Source organism: Uliginosibacterium sangjuense, assembly GCF_059132465.1.
Genome location: NZ_CP101132.1, coordinates 3,146,651 through 3,168,184, shown reverse-complemented (window position 1 = coordinate 3,168,184; position 21,534 = coordinate 3,146,651). Strand labels below are relative to the sequence as shown.

The following is a 21,534-nucleotide window of genomic DNA, read 5'->3' as shown; positions in this document are numbered from 1 at the left end:
TCCCACCTGTGGGTGAGGGTCGCTTTGTGTTGGCGCAGCACGATGTGCTGCGCCAGAAAACTGGATTGCTGCATGCTGCTTGAACTCTTCCAATGGCTGGGCCAGGACATCCGGACCTTCAATGTGTTCGGCTACATCACCCTGCGCACCATGCTGGCCGCGCTGACCGCGCTGCTGATCTCCTTCATCTTCGGGCCCGGCCTGATCCGCTGGCTGGCAGCCAAGAAGATCGGCCAGGCGGTGCGCGATGACGGCCCCAAGTCGCACCTCACCAAGGCCGGCACGCCGACCATGGGTGGCGCGCTGATCCTGATCGCGATCGGCGTCACCACCCTGCTATGGGGTGACCTGCAGAACCACTATGTGTGGGTCACGCTACTGGTCACATTGGGTTTCGGTGCGGTGGGCTGGGTCGATGACTGGCGCAAGGTCGTCTACCGCGACCCCAAGGGCCTGCCCAGCAAGTGGAAATACTTGTGGACCTCGCTGTTCGCCTTCGGTGCGGCGGCCTTCCTCGCTTTCAAGGCCAGCTCCCCGGCGCAGACCGAGCTGATCGTGCCCTTCTTCAAGACCATCGCCTACCCGCTGGGCACCTTCGGTTTCATTGCGCTGACTTACTTCGTGATCAACGGCACCAGCCATGCGGTGAACCTCACCGACGGCCTGGACGGCCTGGCCATCATGCCGACGGTCATGGTCGCCAGCGCGCTTGCGATCTTCGCCTATGTGGCTGGCCACAAGGGTTTCTCGGCCTACCTCGGCGTGCCTTATGTGCCGGGCGCTGGCGAACTGGCGGTGTTCTGCGGTGCGATGGCCGGCGCGGGGCTGGGCTTCCTGTGGTTCAACGCCTATCCGGCCGAAGTATTCATGGGCGACGTCGGCGCGCTGGCACTGGGCGCGGCGCTGGGCACGGTGGCGGTGATCGTGCGGCAGGAGATCGTGCTGTTCATCATGGGCGGCCTGTTCGTGGCCGAGACCCTGTCGGTGATGCTGCAGGTGGCCTACTTCAAGTGGACCGGCGGCAAGCGCATCTTCCGCATGGCGCCCTTGCATCACCACTACGAACTGGGCGGTTGGAAGGAGACCCAGGTCGTGGTGCGCTTCTGGATCATCACCCTGATGCTGGTTCTGTTCGGCCTGTCCACCCTCAAGCTGCGCTGATGCTCTACGCCAATCGCCACTTTCTCGTGCTGGGCCTCGGTGAATCGGGCCTGGCCTGCGCGCGCTGGCTGCAGCGTCAGGGCGCGCGCGTGCGTGTGGCTGATTCGCGCGAGCAGGCTCCGGGTGCTTCCGAGCTGGCGCGCCTGGTACCGGGCAGCCAGCTTGTCTGTGGTCCCTTCAGCGACGCCTTGCTGGACGGAATGGACGGGCTGGCGATCAGCCCCGGGCTGGCGGTGGAAACACCTCTTGTGGCGGCGGCGCAGGCGCGCGGCATTCCGGTGTGGGGTGAAATCGAACTGTTCGCACAGGCGCTGGATGGCCTGGGTTTGCGCCCGCGCTGCCAGGTGATCGCCATCACTGGCACCAACGGCAAGACCACCACGACCACGCTCACCGGAGCGCTGTGTCGCACGGCCGGGAAGGATGCAGCAATCGCCGGCAACATCTCTCCTTCCGCGCTGACCGAGCTGATGGATCGCCTGGACGCGGATGAATTGCCGGATGTGTGGGTGCTGGAGTTGTCCAGTTTCCAGCTCGAAACGACGCTGAGCCTACGGCCGGATGCGGCCACCGTGCTCAACGTGACCGACGATCACCTGGATCGTCACGGCAGCATGACGCGTTACGCCGAGGCCAAGGCGCGCATCTTTGCTGGCGAGGGCATGCAGGTGCTCAACCGCGAGGACCCGCTTGTCATGGCGATGGCGCTGCCAGGGCGCCAGGTCCGTAGCTTCGGTCTGGATCAGGGTGGCGATTACGCGGTCCGGCATGAGGCCGGCAAGGTCTGGTTGTGTGCGCAGGGCGAGCGTCTGCTGGCGCAGGACGAGATGAAGCTCGCCGGTCTGCACAACGTGGCCAATGCGCTGGCTGCCCTGGCTTTGGGCGACGCCATCGGCCTGCCGCGCGCGCCCATGCTGCAGGCCTTGCGCGAATTCAAGGGTCTGTCGCACCGTGTCGAGCTGGTGGCGACGCGGCCGGATGGCGTGGGCTTCTACGATGACTCCAAGGGCACGAATGTGGGCGCCACCGTTGCCGCCCTGCAAGGCATGGGACGCAAGGTGGTGCTGATCGCTGGCGGCGATGGCAAAGGGCAGGATTTCTCTCCTCTAGCGCAACCGGTGAGCGAGCACGCGCGCGCGGTGGTACTGATCGGACGCGACGCTCCGCTCATTGGTACGGCGCTCGCCGCGTGTGGCGTGCCCCTGCTGCAGGCCAGCGACATGGCCGATGCGGTGCGCCAGGCCGCAGCCTGCGCGCAGGCGGGCGATGCCGTCCTGTTGTCGCCGGCCTGCGCCAGTTTCGACATGTTCAAGAATTACGCCCATCGCGCGCAGGTCTTCATTGACGCGGTGCTGGCCCAGGCCGAGGTCTCTCCCGCATGAAAGCCGCTACGCTTCTCAATGCCTTCGCCTCGCGCGCACCGCGTGATACGGCGGGCGCGCGCGCCATCCACCATGCCGTGGGGCGCCTCGGGGGGACCGCGGCGCAGCAGCGCGAGCTGGACCCGCTGCTGTTCTGGTGCTCGGCTGTGCTTTTCCTGTTCGGCCTGGTGATGGTGTATTCCTCCTCGATTGCGTTCGCCGAAGGCAGTCGTGCGTTCGGTAACCAGAGCACCTACTTCCTGATGCGTCACGGCCTGTTCCTTGGGATCGGCATCTTCGCCGGCCTGGTGGCCTTCCAGCTCGACATGCGTACCTGGCAGCGCTGGGCGCCGTGGCTATTCCTGGCCTGTGTGATCGCCCTGATCGTCGTGCTGATCCCCCATGTGGGGCGCGAGGTCAAGGGGGCCCGGCGCTGGATTCCGTTGGGGCCGGTGAACCTCCAGCCTTCCGAGTTCATGAAGCTGCTGGCCGCGCTCTACGCCGCCGATTACACGGTGCGCAAGCTGCCGGAGATGGGCAGCTTCCGGCGCGCCTTCCTGCCCATGGCCGGGGTGATCCTGTTCGTCGGCTTCCTGCTGCTGCGCGAGCCGGACTTCGGCGCCTTCGTCGTGATCTCGGTGATCGCCTTCGGCATCCTGTTCCTCGGCGGCCTGAATGCACGCATCTTCGCCTTGCTGACCGTCGTGGCCCTGGTCGGCTTCGTGTTGCTGATCTGGCTCTCGCCCTACAGGCGCGAGCGCATCTTCAACTTCGCCGATCCATGGAACGACGCCTTCGGCAGCGGCTACCAGCTCTCGCATGCGCTGATCGCCTTCGGCCGTGGCGAATGGTTCGGCGTCGGGCTGGGGGCCAGCGTGGAGAAGCTCCACTACCTGCCCGAGGCGCATACCGACTTTCTGCTCGCAGTGATCGGCGAAGAGCTGGGCTTCGTCGGCGTGCTGGTGGTCGTGGCCCTGTTCGCCATCGTCGTTCAGCGCGCGTTCGCGATCGGTCGCCGCGCGCTGATGCTGGACAACTACTTTGCCGGCCTCGTGGCGCAGGGCATCGGCCTGTGGATCGGCGTGCAGTCCTTCATCAACATGGGCGTGAACCTGGGTCTGCTGCCGACCAAGGGCCTGACCTTGCCGCTGATGAGCTACGGCGGCTCCGGCATCGTCGCCAACTGCATCGCCATCGCCATCCTCCTGCGCATCGACTGGGAGAATCGGCAGGTCATGCGGGGTGCCGCGTGATGCGTGCCGTCCCGCATTTCATGTCACGTTCAACACGTCTCGTTCTCCATGCCTAAGTTGCTCGTCATGGCTGGCGGAACCGGGGGACACATCTATCCCGGTATCGCCGTCGCCGAGGCCTTGCGTGCCCAAGGCTGGCAGATCGCCTGGATGGGTAACGCCGACGCGATGGAAGGGCGGATCGTCCCCCAGCACGGCTACGAACTCGCGTGGATCCGCTTCGGCGCCCTGCGTGGCAAAGGCCTGCTGCGCATGGCCTTGCTGCCGCTGAATCTGCTGCGTGGTTTCTGGCTTGCCTTCCAGGCCTTGCGTCGGGTGAAGCCCGACGTGGTGCTGGGCATGGGGGGCTACGTCAGTTTTCCGGGCGGCATGATGGCGGTGTTGCAAGGGCGGCCATTGGTGTTGCACGAGCAGAACTCGGTGGCGGGGCTGGCCAACCGCGTGCTGGCCGGCGTGGCCGACCGTGTGCTGTCGGGTTTTCCGGAGGTCCTGAAAGGTGCCCAGTGGTTGGGCAATCCGGTGCGGGCGGACATCGCCGCGGTGGCGCCGCCAGCACAACGCTTCGTCGGCCGCGCCGGACCGCTGCGCATCCTCGTGGTGGGCGGCTCGCTCGGCGCCCAGGCACTCAACGACGCGGTACCGCAGGCGTTGGCCCTGATTCCGCCGGCGCAGCGCCCGCAGGTCGTGCACCAGGCAGGCGCCAAGCAGATCGACGCGCTACGCGCCGCCTACGCGAAGGCGGGCGTCGAGGGGGAGTTGTTGCCCTTCATCGACGACATGGCGGCGCGCTACGCCGAGGCCGATCTGGTGATCTGCCGCGCAGGTGCGCTGACCGTCGCCGAGCTGGCGGCGGCCGGGGTGGCGAGCATCCTGGTGCCCTTTCCCCATGCGGTGGACGACCACCAGACCGGCAACGCGCGCTTCCTGTCTACGCGCGCTGCAGCGGTGTTGATGCCGCAATCCGAACTGACCCCGGCAGCGCTCGCCCAGCAGATGCAGGCGCTGGATCGTGCAGGCCTGCTGCAGATGGCGGAGCGGGCGCGCGAAGTGGCCCGTCCGGATGCAGCGACGGCGGTGGCGGCCGAGTGCGCAGCCCTGGTCCGGAGCAGGCGGTGAATACGCGTTTTTCGCGCCTGGCCATGCGGGGGGCCGTGGAGAGCCAAGTGGTCTTGACGTCAAGACGTGAATCCGAAAGCGTTTTCTGCAACACTTCGCGCGCGATTCCGCACCGTCTCCCCGTGTCCTCTGTCTTGATGAAGCTGCCTCTCTCTGCGCTGCCGGCGATTGCGTCCCGTCCGGCCTTGTTTGTCCTGCCTATCCTGAATTCCCTGTCGATCTGCGAGGTGCGCGCATGAAGCACAAGGTCAAGCAGATCCATTTCGTCGGCGTCGGTGGCGCTGGCATGAGCGGCATCGCCGAAGTGCTGGCCAATCTGGGCTTCAGCGTGTCCGGCTCCGATCTCGCCGAAAGCGCGACGACGCGCCGCCTGCAGAGCAAGGGGGTGCGCGTGTGTATCGGCCATGCAGCCGAGAACGTGGCCACGGCCGATGCGATCGTGACCTCCACCGCCGTGCGCGGCGACAACCCCGAGGTGCAGGCCGCGCGTGCGCGCCAGATTCCAGTGGTGCCGCGCGCGCAGATGCTGGCCGAGCTGATGCGCCTGAAGCAGGGCATCGCGATTGCCGGCACACACGGCAAGACCACCACCACCAGTCTGGTCGCCAGCATCCTGGCCGAGGGCAAGCTCGACCCGACCTTCGTGATCGGCGGCCGCCTCAATTCGGCCGGTGCCAATGCCAAGCTGGGCAGCGGCGACTTTCTGGTGGCGGAGGCAGACGAGTCGGACGCCTCCTTCCTGTTCCTGAACCCCGTCATCTCGGTCGTCACCAATATCGACGCCGATCACATGGAGACATACGGCCACGACTTCGCGCGCCTGCGCCAGGCCTTCGTGGACTTCCTGCATCGTCTGCCGTTCTATGGTGTCGCCGTGCTGTGCGCCGACGATGCGCATGTGCGCGAGATCATGCCCTTCGTGTCCAAGCAGATCGTGCGCTATGGCTTGGGCGAAGACGCGCAGATCCGTGCCGAGAATGTCGAGGCGGTCGGCAGCCAGATGCACTTCGACTGTGTGCGTCGCAATGGAGAGGTGAGCCGCATGCGCGTGGTGTTGAACCTGCCCGGCATGCACAACGTGCTCAACGCACTGGCCGCCATCGCGGTGGCGACCGAACTGGGCGTGCCCGATGCGGCGATCCAGAAGGCGTTGGCCGAATTCAATGGCGTGGGCCGCCGCTTCCAGCGCTATGGCGAAGTGGCCCTGCCTGCCGGCGGGGCATTCACCCTGGTCGATGACTATGGTCATCACCCGGTCGAAATGGCAGCCACGTTGGCGGCCGCGCGTGGCGCTTTCCCGGGCCGTCGCCTGGTGCTGGCCTTCCAGCCGCACCGCTACACGCGCACCCGCGACTGCTTCGAGGATTTCGTGCGCGTGCTGGGCACCGTCGACGCACTGCTCTTGGGCGAGGTGTATGCAGCCGGCGAGGCGCCGCTGGTGGCGGCCGACGGTCGTTCGCTGGCACGTGCGTTGCGTGTGGCGGGCAAGGTCGAACCGGTCTTCGTCGAAGAGGTTGCCGACATGCCCGCCCGCATACTGGAAGTGGCGCGTGACGGAGACGTGGTGCTGACCATGGGCGCGGGCTCCATCGGTGGTGTGCCGGGCAAGCTGGCAAGGGGTGAGGAGTGAGTGGCGTGACGCAGTTCGGCAAGGTGGCGGTGCTCATGGGCGGCAAGTCCGCCGAGCGCGAGATTTCGCTGATTTCCGGCAAGGCCGTGCTGGCCGCCCTGCAATCGGCCGGGGTGGACGCACATGCCTTCGATCCGGCCGAGCGCGATCTGTGGTCCCTGAAGGACGAAGGTTTTGCGCGCGCCTTCATCGCGCTGCATGGCCGCTTTGGTGAGGACGGTACGGTACAGGGCGCGCTCGAAGTGATGGGCATCCCCTACACGGGTAGCGGCGTGATGGCCTCCGGCCTGGCCATGGACAAATGGCGCACCAAGCTGGTGTGGTTGGCGGCGGGCGTGCCGACGCCGCGCTACCGCTTGCTGACGCCTGGGACCGATCTGGCGGGGGTGCTCGACGAGCTCGGCCTGCCCTTGATCGTGAAGCCGGCGCGCGAAGGCTCGTCGATTGGTGTGGCCAAGGTGAATTCGGCGGCCGAGTTCGGCCCCGCGCTGGAAGCGGCGCTCAAGCTGGACCCGCTGGTCATTGCCGAAGAGTTCGTCGCCGGGCGCGAGATGACCGCCGCCGTGTTGGGCGACACCGCCTTGCCTCTGGTGCGCATCGAACCGCTGGCCGTCGACTACGACTACCAGAACAAATACTTCACCGACAAGGTGCGCTATCACTGTCCGGCCGACATCGCGCCGGAGGTTGCGGCTGCGGTCCAGGCAGATGCGCTGAAGGCCTTTCGCGTACTGGGTTGCCGTGGCTGGGGGCGGGCCGACGTGATCCTGCGCGACGACGGCAGCTACAGCTTCCTCGAAATGAACACCGCGCCGGGCATGACCAGCCATTCGCTGGTGCCGATGGCGGCGCGTGCATCCGGCATCGAGTTCGAGGCCTTGTGTCTCGACATCCTGGAGCGGGCCTGTCTTGGCTGAGCAACCCGCTTTCTCGCGTGCGGCCAACCGTTCCTCCAAGACGGCGGACGGCGCTGCGCGCGAGTCCGAGGGGGGCTTCTGGCATCGCCCGGAGTGGATGAACCTGGTGTCGGACATCCTGCTGCTGCTGGCTTCGGTGGCCATCGGTTATGCCGCATTCAAGGCGGTGGTGCGCTCCAATGTCTTCGCCTTGCGCGAGGTGGTGATCGTGTCGCCGCTGGGGCAGGTCACCTCGGCCCAGTTGGAGTACGCCGTCATGTCCTCCATGCGCGGCAACTTCTTCACCGTTGACCTCGACCATGCGCGCAAGTCCTTCGAGAAACTGCCCTGGGTGCGCAATGCGCAGTTGCGCCGACGCTGGCCGGCCACCGTGGAGGTGAAGCTGGAAGAGCAGGTGGCGGTCGCCTACTGGAAAGATCTGGAGGCGGGACAGATGCGCCTGGTCAATCGCTTCGGTGAGATCTTCGATGCTGCCAGCAATGCCGACATGCCGGTGCTCAGCGGGCCCGGCGACAACGCTGCCGACATGCTGCGCTGGCGGGGGCGACTGGACGAACTGTTGCAGCCCATCGGGCGCAAGGTGGTCGGGCTCAATTTGTCCGGGCGGCAGGCCTGGCAGATCAAGCTGGATGATGGCCTGGTCCTGGAGCTGGGGCGCGACGAAGCACGCGCGCCGCTCGAAGAAAGATTGAAACGTTTCGTGGCCGTATGGCCTTCCACGCGTGAGCGGCTGGGGACGCAGGTGGCGGTGGCCGACCTGCGTTATCCGGCCGGATTCGCCGTCAAACCTGTCGATTCGGCAAGCAGGAAAAAGCAATGAGCAAGGAAAACAAGGATCTGATCGTCGGCCTCGACATCGGTACGTCCAAGATCACCGCGATGGTGGCGGAACTCAAGCCGGATGGCCGCATCGAGGTCATCGGCCTGGCCACCCAGCCCTCCAACGGGCTCAAGAAGGGCGTGGTGGTCAACATCGAGGCCACGGTGGACGCGATCTCGCGCGTGATCCAGGAAGTCGAGCTGATGGCCGACTGCAAGATCCGCGACGTCTACACCGGCATTGCGGGTAGCCACATCCGCAGCTTCAACTCGAACGGCATGGTGGCGATCAAGGACAAGGAAGTGTCGCCGCTCGACGTTGAGCGCGTGATCGAAGTGGCCCGCGCCATGCCGATCCCGGCTGACCAGCAGATCCTGCACATCCTGACCCAGGAATTCATCATCGACGGGCAGGACGGCGTGCGCGAGCCCATCGGCATGAGCGGCGTGAAGCTGGAGGTCAAGGTCCACATCATCACCGGCGCGGTGTCTGCCGCGCAGAATCTCATCAAGTGTGTGCGGCGCTGTGGCCTCGAAGTGGTCGATCTCGTGCTGCAACCGCTGGCCTCCAGTTTCGCCACCTTGTCGGAAGACGAGAAGGAGCTGGGCGTGTGCCTGGTCGACATCGGCGGCGGCACCACGGACCTCGCCGTGTTCACGCAGGGTGCGATCCGCCACACCGCGGTGATTCCCATTGCCGGCGACCAGATCACCAACGACATCGCGATGGCGCTACGCACCCCGACCGCCGAGGCGGAAGAGATCAAGCTGCGCCATGGCGTAGCCCTGCAGGCTTTGTTCGATCCGAGCGAGATGATCGAGGTGCCCAGCGTGGGCGACCGTGCGCCGCGTCGCCTGTCGCGCAGCTCGCTGGCCGATGTGATCGAACCGCGTGTCTCCGAGTTGTTCGAGCTGGTGCAGGCCGAACTGCGTCGCAGTGGTTACGAAGAACTGCTTTCCTCCGGCCTCGTGTTGACCGGTGGATCGGCTTCGCTCGCCGGCGTGTGCGAGTTGGGCGAAGAGGTGTTCCATCTGCCGGTGCGTACTGGCGCGCCGGTGTATGTCGGCGGTCTGGCTGACGTCGTCTGTCAGCCGCAGTACGCCAACGTGATGGGCCTCGTACTGGAGGGCGCAGCACAACGCCGACGCGGCCTGCAGGCGCGTGACACGCGTAACGTGAAGCAAGTGTTCGCACGCATGAAGGCGTGGCTGGAGAAAAACTTCTGATGGCGCGTCATGGATTTAGTGGGTTTGTGCGCGCGAATATGTTGCGATTGTGTCCAATTGGGCTATTTAGTAGTAGACTCCCGCACGGATACAATATCTAGGGTGTAGTGCCGGGAGGCACAACATCTTTGTGGCACACGGAAAAGGGGCGAGCGAATGTCGATTGAAATTGTCGAGAAGGAACCGAATGGAACCGTGATCAAGGTCATTGGTGTCGGTGGTGCCGGCGGCAATGCAGTCGATCACATGATTCGCGAAGGTGTGCAAGGCGTGGAGTTCATCTGTGCCAACACCGACGCCCAGGCCCTCAAACGTTCCCTCGCGCAGACCAAGATCCAGCTCGGCATTTCCGGGCTTGGCGCCGGCTACAAACCGGAAGCCGGCCGTGCTGCTGCGCTGGAGAATCGTGAGCGCATCGCCGACGCCCTGGCCGGTGCTCACATGGTCTTCATCACTGCCGGCATGGGCGGTGGTACCGGTACTGGCGCCGCTCCCGTGGTGGCCGAGGTTGCCCGTGAGCTGGGCATCCTGACCGTGGCGGTGGTGACCAAGCCCTTCGATTTCGAAAATCGCGTCCGCGTCGCAGAGAGCGGCGTGGAAGAACTCTCCAAGCACGTCGACTCGCTGATCGTCGTACTCAACGACAAGCTGATGGAAGTGTTCGGCGACGACGCCTCGATGGAGGAGTGTTTCCGCAACGCCGACGACGTGCTGCGCAAGGCCGTCGGGGGGATTGCCGAAATCATCAATGTGCCGGGCTTGGTTAATGTTGACTTCCAGGACGTGCGCACGCTGATGGCCGAGATGGGGCGCGCCATGATGGGCTCCGCCGAAGCTGGTGGTCTGGATCGCGCCCGCATCGCCGCCGAGCAGGCCGCTGCCAGTCCGCTGCTGGAAGGCGTGGAACTGTCCGGTGCGCGTGGCGTGCTGATCAACATCACCGCCAGCAAGTCGCTCAAGATGAGCGAGGTTCGCGAAGCCGTGCAGACCGTGCGCGCGTTTGCTACCGAAGATGCCACCGTGTTCTACGGCACCGTGTTCGACGAGGCGATGGAAGACCGTATCCGCGTCACTGTGCTGGCTACTGGCCTCGGCACGGCGCGCACCGTGGCACGCCAACCGGTCATGCAGGTCATCAAGACCGGTACCGACAACGTGGGCATGGAGGTGAACTACGGTGACCTCGAACTGCCCGCCGTGATCCGTCGTCCGCAACGCGGCACGGTCGAGGCCATGAGTGCCAACGGCTTTGGCACCTACGACATCCCGGCCTTCCTGCGCAAGCAAGCGGACTGAGGTAGTCAGGCTCCCGAAAAGCCGCGCTCCGCAAGGGCGCGGCTTTTTTGTTGCTCCATGTTGCAGAGCGGCGTAGCGTGTTGGGCGGGTGATATACTCGTTTCAGATCAATGAATTGGGGCAGGAGATTGGGGATGATTCGACAGCGCACGCTGAAGTCGGTGGTGAAGGCGACAGGGGTCGGCCTGCACGGCGGCGTACGTGTCGAGATGTCCTTGCGCCCGGCCGCGCCGGATACCGGTATCGTGTTTCGCCGGGTGGACCTGAATCCGCCGGTAGATCTGCCGACCGATCCATACGCGGTCGTCGATACGCGTCTGTGTTCGGGACTGCAGAAAGGCGAAGCCAAGGTTGGTACGGTGGAGCACCTGATGTCGGCTCTGTCTGGCCTGGGTATCGACAATTGCTATGTCGACGTGGATGCGCCTGAGTTGCCCATCCTTGACGGCAGCGCGATGCCCTTCGTCTACCTGTTGCAGTCTGCAGGTGTCGAGGTGCAGAACGTCCCCAAGCGCTTCATCCGCGTGAAGAAGGCGGTGGAAGTGATTGAGGGCGACAAGTGGGTCAAGCTGGAACCCTACGACGGTTTCCGCCTGTCGTTCAAGATCCAGTTCAACCATCCAGCGATTGACCGTACCTCGACTGAGGTGGATGTCGACCTGGGCAGGCACGATTACATTCGCGACGTGGCGCGTGCGCGTACCTTCGGCTTCATGCAGGAAGTGGAGGCGATGCGCAACATGGGGCTGGCCAAGGGCGGCAGCCTGGACAACGCCATTGTCATGGACGAGTACCGCGTGCTGAACGCCGATGGCCTGCGCTACGGTGACGAGTTTGTGAAGCACAAGGTGCTGGATGCCATCGGCGATCTTTACATCGCTGGCAAGCCCTTGCTGGCGCACTACTCGGCCTACAAGTCCGGCCATGCGCTGAACAACCAGGTGTTGCGGGCCTTGCTGGAAGACCAGACGGCCTGGGATGTGGTCAGTTTTGAAGACGAGGCGCGTGCGCCGGAGCAACTCCTCAGCCGATACGCCTTGCAGGGCGCCTGATGCTGATCCTGCGTGTGCTGGGTTTGCTGTTGTTGGTGGCGATCGCGCTCAGCGTGGGGGCGTGGGTGCTGACTGGCGACAAGCGCTACTCGGTCCTGTCGGTCCGCCTGCTCAAGTTCGGTGTGGCGGTCGGCCTGGTCTTCATGGCGCTCCTGCTGTTCGAGCGCGTACTGGCACCCGTTCTTTAGCTTCAGCGGCTGCGCGCAATCATGCGGCCCAGGGCGGTGGCCAGCGGGTCGTCGCTCGGCAGGCTGTCACGTAATCCGGCCAGCGCGGCCTTTCCCTCAGAACCGATCGCCCTGCGCGGGGCTGGCGTGGCCTTGGGTTTCACATTGGGCGCGCGCACCTTGGTCTGAATACGCTCAACCACTTCGCCCATCGCCAGCAGATCGCCGCGGATCGTGTCCGCGCTCATCTTGATGCGGGTGGCCAGCGCAGGGGAGGGTACGTGCAGGGTCAGTTCCGCCTCGGCGAAATTCGCCACGCTCGCCAGCCCGCGCAGGTTGGGCGGCAAGCAGCGATCCACCACGCCTTGCAGGCGCTGCAAGCGGCGTGCATGGTCCTGCAGGTGGGCGAGAACCTCGTTACGGGAAAAAAGTCGGTCGAGTGGGGTTGCGGCCATCGGATGCATCCCGATATGGGGGGAAGCCGGCGGAACGTGCGCTGGCGCAAATCCGCCGCGCTCCGCTCCTCGGCTGTCAAAGTACGGCAGGAGCAGCATGCTAGAATGCCCGTTTTGCCGCGTTTCTCCAAATTATTCAATATGATCGCAGGCCTTCTCAAGAAAGTGTTCGGCAGCCGCAATGACCGGCTGATCCGCAAGTACATGCTGACCGTGCGCGACATCAACGCGCTGGAGCCGCAGACCAAGGCGCTGTCCGACGAGGCGCTGCGTGCCAAGACGGACGAGTTCCGCCAGCGCGTGGCCAATGGCGAAAGTCTGGACGCGCTGCTGCCGGAGGCTTTCGCGGTGGTGCGCGAAGCGGCGGTGCGGGTGCATGGCATGCGCCACTTCGATGTGCAGATGATTGGCGGCATGGTGTTGCATGACGGCAAGATCGCCGAAATGCGCACCGGTGAAGGCAAGACGCTGACAGGTACGCTGCCGGTCTACCTCAATGCGCTGACCGGCAAGGGTGTGCATGTGGTGACGGTCAACGACTACCTCGCTAGCCGCGACGCGGATTGGATGGGCCGGATCTACAGCTTCCTCGGCATGAGCGTGGGTGTGATCCTGTCGCAGCAGCCGAATGATCAGAAGCAGGCCGCCTACGCGGCCGACATTACCTACGGGACGAACAACGAGTTCGGCTTCGACTACCTGCGCGACAACATGGAGTACAGCGTGGGCGACCGTCGCCAGCGCGGGCTCAACTACGCCATTGTCGACGAGGTGGACTCGATCCTGATCGACGAGGCGCGCACGCCGCTGATCATCTCCGGCCAGGCGGAGGATCACACCGAGCTGTACGTGAAGATCAATGCAGTCGCGCCGCTGCTCAAGAAGCAGGAGGGTGATGAGGACAACGTCATCGAGCCGGGCGACTACACGGTTGACCTCAAGGCGCACCAGGTGTTGCTGACTGAGCAGGGCCATGAGCACGCCGAAGAGATTTTGACGCGCATGGGCATCCTCGCCGAGGGCGCCAGCCTGTACGACCCGTCCAACATCCTGTTGATCCATCACCTGTACGCCGCGCTGCGCGCACACGCCCTGTTCCACCGCGATCAGCAGTACGTGGTGCAGAACGGAGAGGTGGTGATCGTCGACGAGTTCACTGGTCGTCTGATGGCTGGTCGCCGCTGGTCCGATGGCCTGCACCAGGCGGTCGAGGCGAAGGAAGGCGTGAAGATCAACTCCGAGAACCAGACCCTGGCCTCGATCACCTTCCAGAACTTCTTCCGCATGTACGGCAAGCTGGCCGGCATGACGGGCACTGCCGACACCGAAGCCTACGAATTCCAGCAGATCTACGGCTTGGAAACGGTGGTCATTCCGACCAACCGGCCGATGATCCGCGACGATATGAACGATCAGGTGTATCGCACGGCGAAGGAGAAGTACGCCGCGATCATCGCCGACATCAAGGATTGCCACGAGCGTGGCCAGCCGGTGCTGGTCGGGACCACTTCGGTCGAAAGCTCCGAGCTGCTGTCGAACATGCTGACGGCCGAGAAGCTGCCGCACCAGGTGCTCAACGCCAAGCAGCATGCGCGTGAAGCCGACATCGTGGCGCAGGCCGGTCGTCCTGGGGTGATCACCATTGCCACCAACATGGCCGGCCGCGGGACCGACATCGTGCTGGGCGGCAATGTCGAGAAGCAGATCGCCCTGCTGAAGGACGACGCGTCGGTACCTGAGGCCGACAAGGACGCGCGCATCAAGGCCCTGCGCGAGGAGTGGGATGGCCTGCACCAGCGTGTGCTCGACGCGGGTGGTCTCAAGATCATCGGCACCGAGCGCCATGAGTCGCGCCGCATCGACAACCAGTTGCGTGGTCGCTCCGGGCGTCAGGGCGATCCGGGCGCTTCACGCTTCTACCTGTCGCTGGAAGACCCGCTGCTCAAGATCTTTGGTGGCGATCGCCTCAACGCGATCATGGTGCGCCTGAAGATGCCCGAGGGTGAGCCGATCGAGGCAGGCATGGTCAACCGTTCGCTGGAGTCTGCCCAGCGCAAGGTCGAACAGCGCAACTTCGACATTCGCAAGCAGTTGCTGGAGTACGACGACGTCGCCAACGACCAGCGCAAGGTGATCTACCAGCAGCGCAACGAGTTGCTGGAATCCACCGAGATCAGCGAGACCATCACCGGCATGCGTCATAGCGTGCTGGCCGAACTGTTCCGCACCTACGTGCCGGCCGAGTCGGTCGAGGAGCAGTGGGACCTGGAGGGCTGTGAAAAGGCGCTGCAGGCCGAATACCTGCTGAGCCTGCCGATCTCTGAGTGGGCGAAGACCGAGACCAGCCTGTCCGACGAGGATATTCTCCATCGCATCATCGAGGCAGCCGACAAGGCCTATGCCGACAAGGTCGCGCAGGTAAACCTGGAAGCTTGGCAGGGTTTCGAGCGCAACGTCATGCTCAATGCGCTGGACCAAAAGTGGCGCGAGCACCTGGCGGCACTGGACCACCTACGCCAGGGCATCCACTTGCGCGGCTACGCGCAGAAGAATCCGAAGCAGGAGTACAAGCGCGAGGCCTTCGAGCTGTTCGAGGCTTTGCTCAACTCGGTGCGCGGCGAAGTCACCCGCATGCTGATCACCGTGCAGATCCGTTCCGAGGAGCAGATCGAGCAGGTCGCCGAGGAGCATCCGGCGGTGGAGAACGTGCAGTACCACCATGCCGACTACGACGAGGCCCTGGCCAGTGCGGCGACGGCCAAGCCGCAACCGCTGGAGAATGCGTTGCCGAAGGTGGGGCGCAACGATCCCTGTCCCTGTGGGTCCGGCAAGAAGTACAAACACTGCCATGGGGTGTTGGCGTAAAGCTACTGTGCTGCTCAATCTCGAACCTGTGATGCTTACCGTACTACTCGTACGGTTGCGCTTCTCGATTCGACCTTGAGCCGCTCGCGACGCTTTCCGCCAACACCCCCGCCGTCGTGGTGGAAGAGTGAGAAGAGAGAAGCCGACCTGGGGTCGGCTTTTTCTTTGGTTCAGCGGCAGAGTTTGATGAATATGGTTTTCTCGGCTGTTCTTTGAGCTGCGATGCTCGATGTATTACTCGTACGTCTCCGCTCCTCCTCTTGACCTCGACCCGCTCGCGACGCTTGCCGGGAAAGATGAACAGAAGAAGCCAACCTGATGAGTCGGCTTTTTCTTTGAGCGTTCGCCGAAGTCCACACGCTTACTGACTCCCGACTCATTCCCCGTTTTTCTTCATCTTTTTTATACCCGTCTGGCTATGCTCCGCTCATCAATGATGGACTGGATCCCATGGCGTTCTCGCGGTCTGATCTGTTGCGCTTTCTGAAAACGCCGCTGGCTGGCTATCTGCTCGCTACCTTGGGGGTGGCTGCGCTGACGCTGGCGCTATGGCCGTACCGTGCGAAGCTGGATGCCACCAATGTGGTCATGCTGTTTCTGTTGCTCGTGGTGGGCATCAGCGTGCGCTATGCACGTGGGCCGGTCGTGTGGTGCGCGGTATTGGGCGTGCTGTGCTTCGATGTGTTTTTTGTACCGCCGGAGTTTTCGCTCGCGGTCAGTGATGCGCAGTATCTGCTGAGCTTTGTGGTGATGTTGGGGGTTGGGCTGTTGGTCGCGCAGCTCACCGATCGCTTGCGACGACATGCTGCCGATGCGCAGACTCGCGAGCAGCATAGTCGGCAGTTGTACCACCTGGCACGTGAGCTGGCGGGTTGCGTGAGTGTGGAACACGTGGCGGAGCGTGTCGCCAGGTGGTTGGCGCGCGAGCATGGTGTGCTGTTCGAGTTGTGGTGCTTGCAGGCGGACTGTCTGCAGCGCGTGGATGACGCGGCGGCGGCGTCGCGGATCACGCCGGTGGGGGAGATGCCGCCGGCGTTCGTCGATATGTGCGCCAGGAGTGGCGAACTCCAAGTCCTGCCCGACCCCTACCGTAGCGGCCGTGCGCTGCATGTGCTTGCCCTGGAAGGGCCGATGCGTCGGCGGGGCGTGTGCGTGCTGTCGCTCAGAAAGGGCGAGGGGGATGCCTTCCTGCGGACCGAACTGCCGATGCTGGCATCCTTGCTGGCCATCACGCTGGAGCGCTTGCATTACGCCGAGGTGGCACAGCGCGCCAGTGTGGAGATGGAGACGGAGAAGCTGCGCAACGTGATCCTGTCTGCTCTGTCGCACGATGTGCGCACGCCGCTCACGGTGCTGGTCGGGCTCGCCGATACGCTGGCGCAACTGCCCACGCAGAGCGGTGAGCAGGCGCGTGAGCTGGCGCTGGCCATTCGCCAGCATGCCTTGCGCCTGAGTGGGTTGGCACACAATCTGCTGGACATGGCGCGTCTGCAGGCCGGAGGCGTCCAGCTGCGCTGCGAATGGCAGTCGGTGGAGGAGATCGTCGGCTCAGCCACCGCCAGCCTGGAGGCCAGCCTGGCCGCACATCGACTGGAAATCAGCTTGCCGGCCGACCTGCCGCTGGTTGAGTTCGATGCGGTGCTGATCGAGCGGGTCATCTGCAACCTGCTGGATAATGCTTGCAAGTACGCGCCAGCGGGGACGACGATCGACTTGCAGGCATGGGCCGAGGACCATGCGCTTGGCATCAGTATCGAAGATCAGGGGCCGGGCCTGCCTGCCGGCGCGACGAGCTGGCTGTTCCAGCCGTTCGAGCGTGGTGAGGCGAAGGGGCAGGGAGCGGGGCAAGGGGTGGGGCTGGGCCTGGCCATCTGTCGTGCCATCGTCGCGGCACACGGTGGCAGTCTGACGGCGGAGAACCGTCCGCAGGGCGGCGCGCGTTTCGTCCTCATGCTGCCGCGACGCGCGGCACCCTTGATGGAAGGCGAAGACGCGATGGAGGCGGCTCATGGCTGAGTCTCCCTGCATCCTGGTGGTCGATGATGAGCCTGATATCCGCCGCTTCCTGTCTGTCGCCTTGCGCGGCGAGGGCTGGCAGGTGCGGGAGGCGGCAGGTGTGGCCGAGGCCTTGCGCGGCGCGGGCGAAACGAATCTGCACCTGGTGGTGCTGGACCTGGGATTGCCCGATGGTGATGGCGGCGAATTCGTGCGCGAACTGCGCGCCTGGAGTGCGGTGCCGGTGCTGGTGCTCTCTGCGCGCAGCGAGGAGAGCGACAAGGTGCGGGCGCTGGATGCCGGGGCAGACGATTTCCTGACCAAGCCTTTTGGCGTAGCGGAGCTGCTGGCGCGCGCACGTGCGCTACTGCGACGTGCCATGCGCACGGAGGATTCCCCCTTGCTGACTTTTGGCGATGTGCGGGTGGACTTCAGCCGGCGCGAAGTGACACGCGCTGGCCAGCCGGTGCGCCTGACGCCGCTTGAATATCGCCTGCTGGGCCAGCTTGCCGCCGGCCAGGGGCGGGTGCTGACGCATCGCCAGTTGCTGCGCGAGGTATGGGGGCCGAGCTATGTGGACAGCCCGCACTACCTGCGCATCTATGTTGGACACCTGCGCCAGAAGCTGGAGCAGGACCCGGCGCGTCCGCGCCATTTTTTGACCGAGACCGGCGTGGGCTATCGCTTCATGCCATAGGCATCGCGCACAGGGTGTGCCGATCCGATCAACCGGAGTATCCGCATGAGTTCCTCTTCCCCCGAGCAACAGCGACTGTCCGCGCTGACCCTGGCCGCCCTGGGCGTGGTGTTTGGCGACATCGGCACCAGCCCCTTGTATGCCCTGAAGGAGGCCTTCGCGCAGACGCATTTCCCGCTCGCGGTCGTCGAAGCCAATGTGCTGGGCATCCTCTCACTGATCGTGTGGACCCTGCTGGTGGTGGTGACCTTCAAGTACGTGGTCATCGTGCTGCGCGCCGACAACCACGGCGAGGGCGGCGTGGTGGCCCTGATGGCGCGTGTGCTGGCGCGCAGCGAGGGACGCCCGCGCAAGAAACGGCTGGTGTTGATGATTGGTCTGGTGGGGGCGGCGCTGTTCTATGGTGACGGCGTGATCACGCCGGCGATCTCGGTGCTGTCGGCGGTCGAGGGGCTGGAGGTGGCGACCCCGGCCTTCAAGCCCTACATCCTGCCGATCACCCTGGGCATCCTGACTGCCCTGTTCCTCGTGCAGCACCACGGCACGGCCAAGGTGGGCCGCTTCTTCGGCCCGGTGGTGATGTTGTGGTTCCTGGCCCTGGCCTGCGTGGGCCTCTACAACATCGCCGCGCAGCCGCAGGTGCTGGCGGCGCTGTCGCCGCATCACGCGCTGCGCTTCTTCATCGAACAGCCGACCATCGGTTTCCTCTCGCTGGGCGCGGTGTTCCTTACGGTCACCGGTGGGGAGGCCTTGTATGCCGACATGGGGCACTTCGGTGCCAAGCCGATCCGCATTGCCTGGTTGGGCCTGGTGCTGCCCTGTCTGTTGCTCAACTACTTCGGTCAGGGCGCGCTGATGATTGGTAACCCGGAGGCGGCCAGCAACCCGTTCTACCTTGGTACGCCGCGCTGGGCCCTGTTGCCCATGGTGGCCCTGGCCACGGCGGCCACCGTGATCGCCTCGCAGGCCCTGATCACCGGCGCCTATTCGGTCACGCGTGAGCTGGTGCAACTGGGCTTCTGCCCGCGCATCGCCGTGCTGCACACCTCGGGCGCGCAGATGGGGCAGATCTACGTGCCCTTCATCAATTGGGTGCTGCTGGCGCTGGTGCTGCTGGTGGTGGTGGGCTTCAAGACCTCGTCCAATCTCGCTGCGGCCTATGGCATCGCGGTCACCGTGACGATGCTGGTGACGACCTGTCTCGCCTTCTCGCTGGCGCGGCGTGACTGGGGCTGGCGCCTGCCGCTGGCCCTGCTGGTGTTTGGCCCGCTGCTGGCGATCGAGCTGTGCTTCTTCTCCGCCAACATCCTCAAGATCGCGGACGGCGGCTGGTTCCCGCTGGTGTTTGGTGCCCTCGTCCTGGTCCTGCTGACGACCTGGAAGAAGGGGCGCGAGAGTCTGTCGGAACAGCTCAAGGGCGACGAGATTCCGCTGCGCAGCTTCGTCAAGATTCTGGAAGGCGAGAGCCTGCCGCGCGTGCCGCACACCGCGGTGTTCCTGAGTCCGCGCGCCGACAGCGTGCCCAACGCCTTGTTGCACAACCTCAAGCACAACATGGTGCTGCACGAGAACACGGTGTTCCTGACGGTGAGCATCCTGCCGGTGCCGCGCGTGCCGGAGGGGCAGCGCGTGCTGGTCGAGCACCTGGGGCACAACTTCCATCGGGTGCAAATGTACTTTGGCTTCATGGAGTCGCCTGATGTAGCGGCGAACCTCGAGTGGTGCGAAGAACAGGGGCTGGCCGTCGAGGCGCAGCAGGCCTCCTATTTCCTCAGTCGCGAGACGCTGATTCCCTCGCCTGGACGGGGCATGTCACTGTGGCGAGAGCGCCTGTTCGAGTTCATGTATCGCAACGCCACCAGTGCGGCCAACTTCTTCAATCTGCCGGACAACCGCATCGTCGAGCTGGGGAGCCGCGTCACCATCTGAGCGCGGCATCGGGTTTGTTCGCATGGGGGCAGCGCCTGGCGCGGCGCATAGTGGTCTTTGCCTGTCCCCGGTGACGGGCTGACGAGCCTCAAGGCAGTCAGTTCGTGGCCGTTGACTGTAGGAGGATGATGGCGAGGACTGACGATGGCGGTTGAGCGTAAAGGCCTGCAGGGCTGGGTGGAGCAGATTCGCGACCGTGACATGCCGGTGCTGGCGCACACGGTGGAGGCCGTACGCAACATCACCGAGGACGAGAACGCGTCCACCGGCACGCTGACGCGGGTGGTGCTGCAGGACGCGGCGCTGACCACCAAGGTGCTCAAGCTCTCCAATACCGCCATGTTCAACCCCGCGCGGCAGCCCATCAGCACGGTCAGCCGCGCCATCGTGGTGCTGGGTTTCGACGTGCTGGGCAAGCTCGTGTTGTCGATCTACCTGATCGACGCCTTCCTGTCCGGCGGCCTGCGCGGGCGCGTGCTGGCCGAGATGGCGCGCAGCTTCCATGCGGCAGTCCAGGCGCGGGCCCTGGTCATCGCCAAGGGCGGCGGCGAGGGCGAGGAGGTGTTCATCGCGGCGCTGCTGGCGCGGGTGGGCGAGATGGCCTTCTGGTGCTTCGGCGGCGCGGCCGCGCAGCGCCTCGACGAAGCCATGGTGGAGCAGCCGGACGAGCGGCCGGAAGACTTGCAGATGGACATCCTGGGCTTTCGCCTGCGCAGCCTCAGCGCGGCGCTGTCGCGCGAGTGGCGCCTGGGGTCGCTGGTGGCCTGCGTGGCGGAGCCGCCCTCGCACCCGAACCTGGCCGAGCAGGCGATCGCGCTGGGGCATCGTCTCGCGGCGGCGACCGAGAAAGGCTGGGATTCGCCGCAGGCCCAGAAGACGCTGGCCGACTACGCGGCGCTGCTGGGACGCGAGCTGGCCGAAGTGCGCGAGGACGTGCTCGCCAATGCCACCGAGGCGGCCCGGGTGGCGGCCCAGTTCGGCGCGCCGGATGCGGCTCGCCTGATCCCCTTGCCCTCCAGCGCGCAGATGGAGCGTATCGTCGGCGAGGCGGATGGCGACAGCACGCCGGACCCGCTGCTGCAACTACGCATCCTGCGCGAACTGGCGATGCTGGTGGCCGGCCAGCCCAGCCTCAACGAGGTGTTGCACCTGGTGCTGGAGGGCATCTACCGTGGCCTGGGCATGAGCCGCGCGGTGTTCGCGCTGCAGAGTGCCGATCACCTGCAGGTGGTGGGCAAGGCCGGCCTCGGCCAGGAGGCAGAGAGCCTGGTGCGGCGTTTTGTCTTCACGCTGGATGGCACGGCCGGCGATGTCATCAACGAAATCTTCATGCGCAACCAGCCGTTCTGGTTGCGCCCTCCCTTGCCCAAGGGCCTGCGCACCCAGCGCCTGGAACTGGTGACGGGTCCGACGGCCGGCTTCGTCGCGCCCATCGCGGCGCACGGCAAGGTCATCGGATTGTTTTATGCTGATCGCCTGTCCGGCATGCCGGACGAGGAGACCTGGCAAGGCTTCCTGCATTTCGTACAGCAGGCGAGCCTGTGTTTCGAGCATGTGGCTGCCCGCGGCCAGAGGCGCTGAGGGCGGGGTTGAT

Annotated in this window: 17 protein-coding genes; 16 read left to right on the top strand and 1 reads right to left on the bottom strand. The window is 64.9% G+C overall.

The window, feature by feature from the left end:
* Positions 1-72 precede the first annotated feature (72 nt).
* The 11 genes from mraY to NMB43_RS14520 all read left to right on the top strand — a co-directional run bounded on the left by mraY (position 73) and on the right by NMB43_RS14520 (position 12,020).
* On the top strand, positions 73-1,161 hold the full coding sequence (mraY, locus tag NMB43_RS14570) for a phospho-N-acetylmuramoyl-pentapeptide-transferase (RefSeq protein ID WP_494348885.1): 1,089 nt from the start codon (positions 73-75) through the stop codon (positions 1,159-1,161).
* Positions 1,158-2,543, top strand: a complete 1,386-nt coding sequence (gene murD / locus NMB43_RS14565; RefSeq protein ID WP_494352155.1) for a UDP-N-acetylmuramoyl-L-alanine--D-glutamate ligase — start codon at positions 1,158-1,160, stop codon at positions 2,541-2,543. The genes mraY and murD overlap by 4 nt, the downstream gene beginning before the upstream one ends.
* Complete coding sequence (gene ftsW, locus NMB43_RS14560) at positions 2,540-3,775, top strand: putative lipid II flippase FtsW (protein ID WP_494348884.1); 1,236 nt, start codon at positions 2,540-2,542, stop codon at positions 3,773-3,775. Before murD ends, ftsW begins: the two co-directional genes overlap by 4 nt.
* 48 nt (positions 3,776-3,823) lie before the next feature.
* A complete protein-coding gene (gene murG, locus NMB43_RS14555) occupies positions 3,824-4,891 on the top strand; it encodes an undecaprenyldiphospho-muramoylpentapeptide beta-N-acetylglucosaminyltransferase (RefSeq protein ID WP_494348883.1) in 1,068 nt (355 codons plus the stop codon).
* 235 nt (positions 4,892-5,126) lie between these two features.
* A complete protein-coding gene (murC, locus tag NMB43_RS14550; protein ID WP_494348882.1) occupies positions 5,127-6,521 on the top strand; it encodes a UDP-N-acetylmuramate--L-alanine ligase in 1,395 nt (464 codons plus the stop codon).
* A gap of 35 nt (positions 6,522-6,556) precedes the next feature.
* Positions 6,557-7,438 (top strand): D-alanine--D-alanine ligase, encoded by an 882-nt coding sequence (locus NMB43_RS14545; RefSeq protein WP_494352154.1) that lies wholly within the window; start codon positions 6,557-6,559, stop codon positions 7,436-7,438.
* Complete coding sequence (locus NMB43_RS14540; RefSeq protein WP_494348881.1) at positions 7,431-8,258, top strand: cell division protein FtsQ/DivIB; 828 nt, start codon at positions 7,431-7,433, stop codon at positions 8,256-8,258. Before NMB43_RS14545 ends, NMB43_RS14540 begins: the two co-directional genes overlap by 8 nt.
* Positions 8,255-9,484, top strand: a complete 1,230-nt coding sequence (ftsA, locus tag NMB43_RS14535; protein WP_494348880.1) for a cell division protein FtsA — start codon at positions 8,255-8,257, stop codon at positions 9,482-9,484. The genes NMB43_RS14540 and ftsA overlap by 4 nt, the downstream gene beginning before the upstream one ends.
* 156 nt (positions 9,485-9,640) lie before the next feature.
* Positions 9,641-10,780 carry a cell division protein FtsZ gene (ftsZ, locus tag NMB43_RS14530; RefSeq protein ID WP_494348879.1) on the top strand — a complete coding sequence of 380 codons (1,140 nt, stop codon included), beginning with the start codon at positions 9,641-9,643 and terminating at the stop codon, positions 10,778-10,780.
* A 134-nt stretch (positions 10,781-10,914) separates the two neighbouring features.
* Positions 10,915-11,832, top strand: a complete 918-nt coding sequence (gene lpxC, locus NMB43_RS14525) for a UDP-3-O-acyl-N-acetylglucosamine deacetylase (RefSeq protein WP_494348878.1) — start codon at positions 10,915-10,917, stop codon at positions 11,830-11,832.
* Entirely contained in the window at positions 11,832-12,020 is a 189-nt protein-coding gene (locus NMB43_RS14520; protein WP_494348877.1) for a hypothetical protein, read from the top strand. Before lpxC ends, NMB43_RS14520 begins: the two co-directional genes overlap by 1 nt.
* Positions 12,021-12,022: 2 nt before the next feature.
* On the opposite strand, the gene NMB43_RS14515 is transcribed toward NMB43_RS14520, so the two are convergent.
* Positions 12,023-12,454 (bottom strand): DciA family protein, encoded by a 432-nt coding sequence (locus NMB43_RS14515; protein ID WP_494348876.1) that lies wholly within the window; start codon positions 12,452-12,454, stop codon positions 12,023-12,025.
* Between the two features lie 141 nt (positions 12,455-12,595).
* Here NMB43_RS14515 and secA point away from each other — a divergent pair, with 141 nt between their 5' ends.
* The 5 genes from secA to NMB43_RS14490 all read left to right on the top strand — a co-directional run bounded on the left by secA (position 12,596) and on the right by NMB43_RS14490 (position 21,521).
* The gene (gene secA / locus NMB43_RS14510; RefSeq protein ID WP_494348875.1) at positions 12,596-15,319 is read left to right on the top strand and encodes a preprotein translocase subunit SecA; all 2,724 of its coding nucleotides are present in this window, start codon (positions 12,596-12,598) and stop codon (positions 15,317-15,319) included.
* Positions 15,320-15,769: 450 nt separating this feature from the next.
* Positions 15,770-17,335, top strand: a complete 1,566-nt coding sequence (locus tag NMB43_RS14505; protein WP_494348874.1) for a DUF4118 domain-containing protein — start codon at positions 15,770-15,772, stop codon at positions 17,333-17,335.
* Positions 17,328-18,011, top strand: coding sequence for a response regulator (locus NMB43_RS14500; protein WP_494348873.1), 684 nt, complete (start codon positions 17,328-17,330; stop codon positions 18,009-18,011). The genes NMB43_RS14505 and NMB43_RS14500 overlap by 8 nt, the downstream gene beginning before the upstream one ends.
* Positions 18,012-18,056: 45 nt before the next feature.
* The gene (locus NMB43_RS14495; RefSeq protein WP_494348872.1) at positions 18,057-19,940 is read left to right on the top strand and encodes a potassium transporter Kup; all 1,884 of its coding nucleotides are present in this window, start codon (positions 18,057-18,059) and stop codon (positions 19,938-19,940) included.
* 144 nt (positions 19,941-20,084) lie between these two features.
* Complete coding sequence (locus NMB43_RS14490) at positions 20,085-21,521, top strand: HDOD domain-containing protein (RefSeq protein ID WP_494348871.1); 1,437 nt, start codon at positions 20,085-20,087, stop codon at positions 21,519-21,521.
* Positions 21,522-21,534: the final 13 nt, after the last annotated feature.

What these genes read in the sequence shown, in the direction of transcription:
- NMB43_RS14490 (WP_494348871.1), top strand. Translation starts at nt 20,085, where the DNA reads ATGGCGGTTGAGCGTAAAGGCCTGCAGGGCTGGGTGGAGCAGATTCGC.
- NMB43_RS14515 (WP_494348876.1), bottom strand. Translation starts at nt 12,454, where the DNA reads ATGGCCGCAACCCCACTCGACCGACTTTTTTCCCGTAACGAGGTTCTC.
- NMB43_RS14495 (WP_494348872.1), top strand. Translation starts at nt 18,057, where the DNA reads ATGAGTTCCTCTTCCCCCGAGCAACAGCGACTGTCCGCGCTGACCCTG.
- ftsZ (WP_494348879.1), top strand. Translation starts at nt 9,641, where the DNA reads ATGTCGATTGAAATTGTCGAGAAGGAACCGAATGGAACCGTGATCAAG.
- NMB43_RS14500 (WP_494348873.1), top strand. Translation starts at nt 17,328, where the DNA reads ATGGCTGAGTCTCCCTGCATCCTGGTGGTCGATGATGAGCCTGATATC.
- lpxC (WP_494348878.1), top strand. Translation starts at nt 10,915, where the DNA reads ATGATTCGACAGCGCACGCTGAAGTCGGTGGTGAAGGCGACAGGGGTC.
- murG (WP_494348883.1), top strand. Translation starts at nt 3,824, where the DNA reads ATGCCTAAGTTGCTCGTCATGGCTGGCGGAACCGGGGGACACATCTAT.
- secA (WP_494348875.1), top strand. Translation starts at nt 12,596, where the DNA reads ATGATCGCAGGCCTTCTCAAGAAAGTGTTCGGCAGCCGCAATGACCGG.
- murC (WP_494348882.1), top strand. Translation starts at nt 5,127, where the DNA reads ATGAAGCACAAGGTCAAGCAGATCCATTTCGTCGGCGTCGGTGGCGCT.
- NMB43_RS14545 (WP_494352154.1), top strand. Translation starts at nt 6,557, where the DNA reads ATGGGCGGCAAGTCCGCCGAGCGCGAGATTTCGCTGATTTCCGGCAAG.
- ftsW (WP_494348884.1), top strand. Translation starts at nt 2,540, where the DNA reads ATGAAAGCCGCTACGCTTCTCAATGCCTTCGCCTCGCGCGCACCGCGT.
- NMB43_RS14520 (WP_494348877.1), top strand. Translation starts at nt 11,832, where the DNA reads ATGCTGATCCTGCGTGTGCTGGGTTTGCTGTTGTTGGTGGCGATCGCG.
- mraY (WP_494348885.1), top strand. Translation starts at nt 73, where the DNA reads ATGCTGCTTGAACTCTTCCAATGGCTGGGCCAGGACATCCGGACCTTC.
- NMB43_RS14505 (WP_494348874.1), top strand. Translation starts at nt 15,770, where the DNA reads ATGGCGTTCTCGCGGTCTGATCTGTTGCGCTTTCTGAAAACGCCGCTG.
- ftsA (WP_494348880.1), top strand. Translation starts at nt 8,255, where the DNA reads ATGAGCAAGGAAAACAAGGATCTGATCGTCGGCCTCGACATCGGTACG.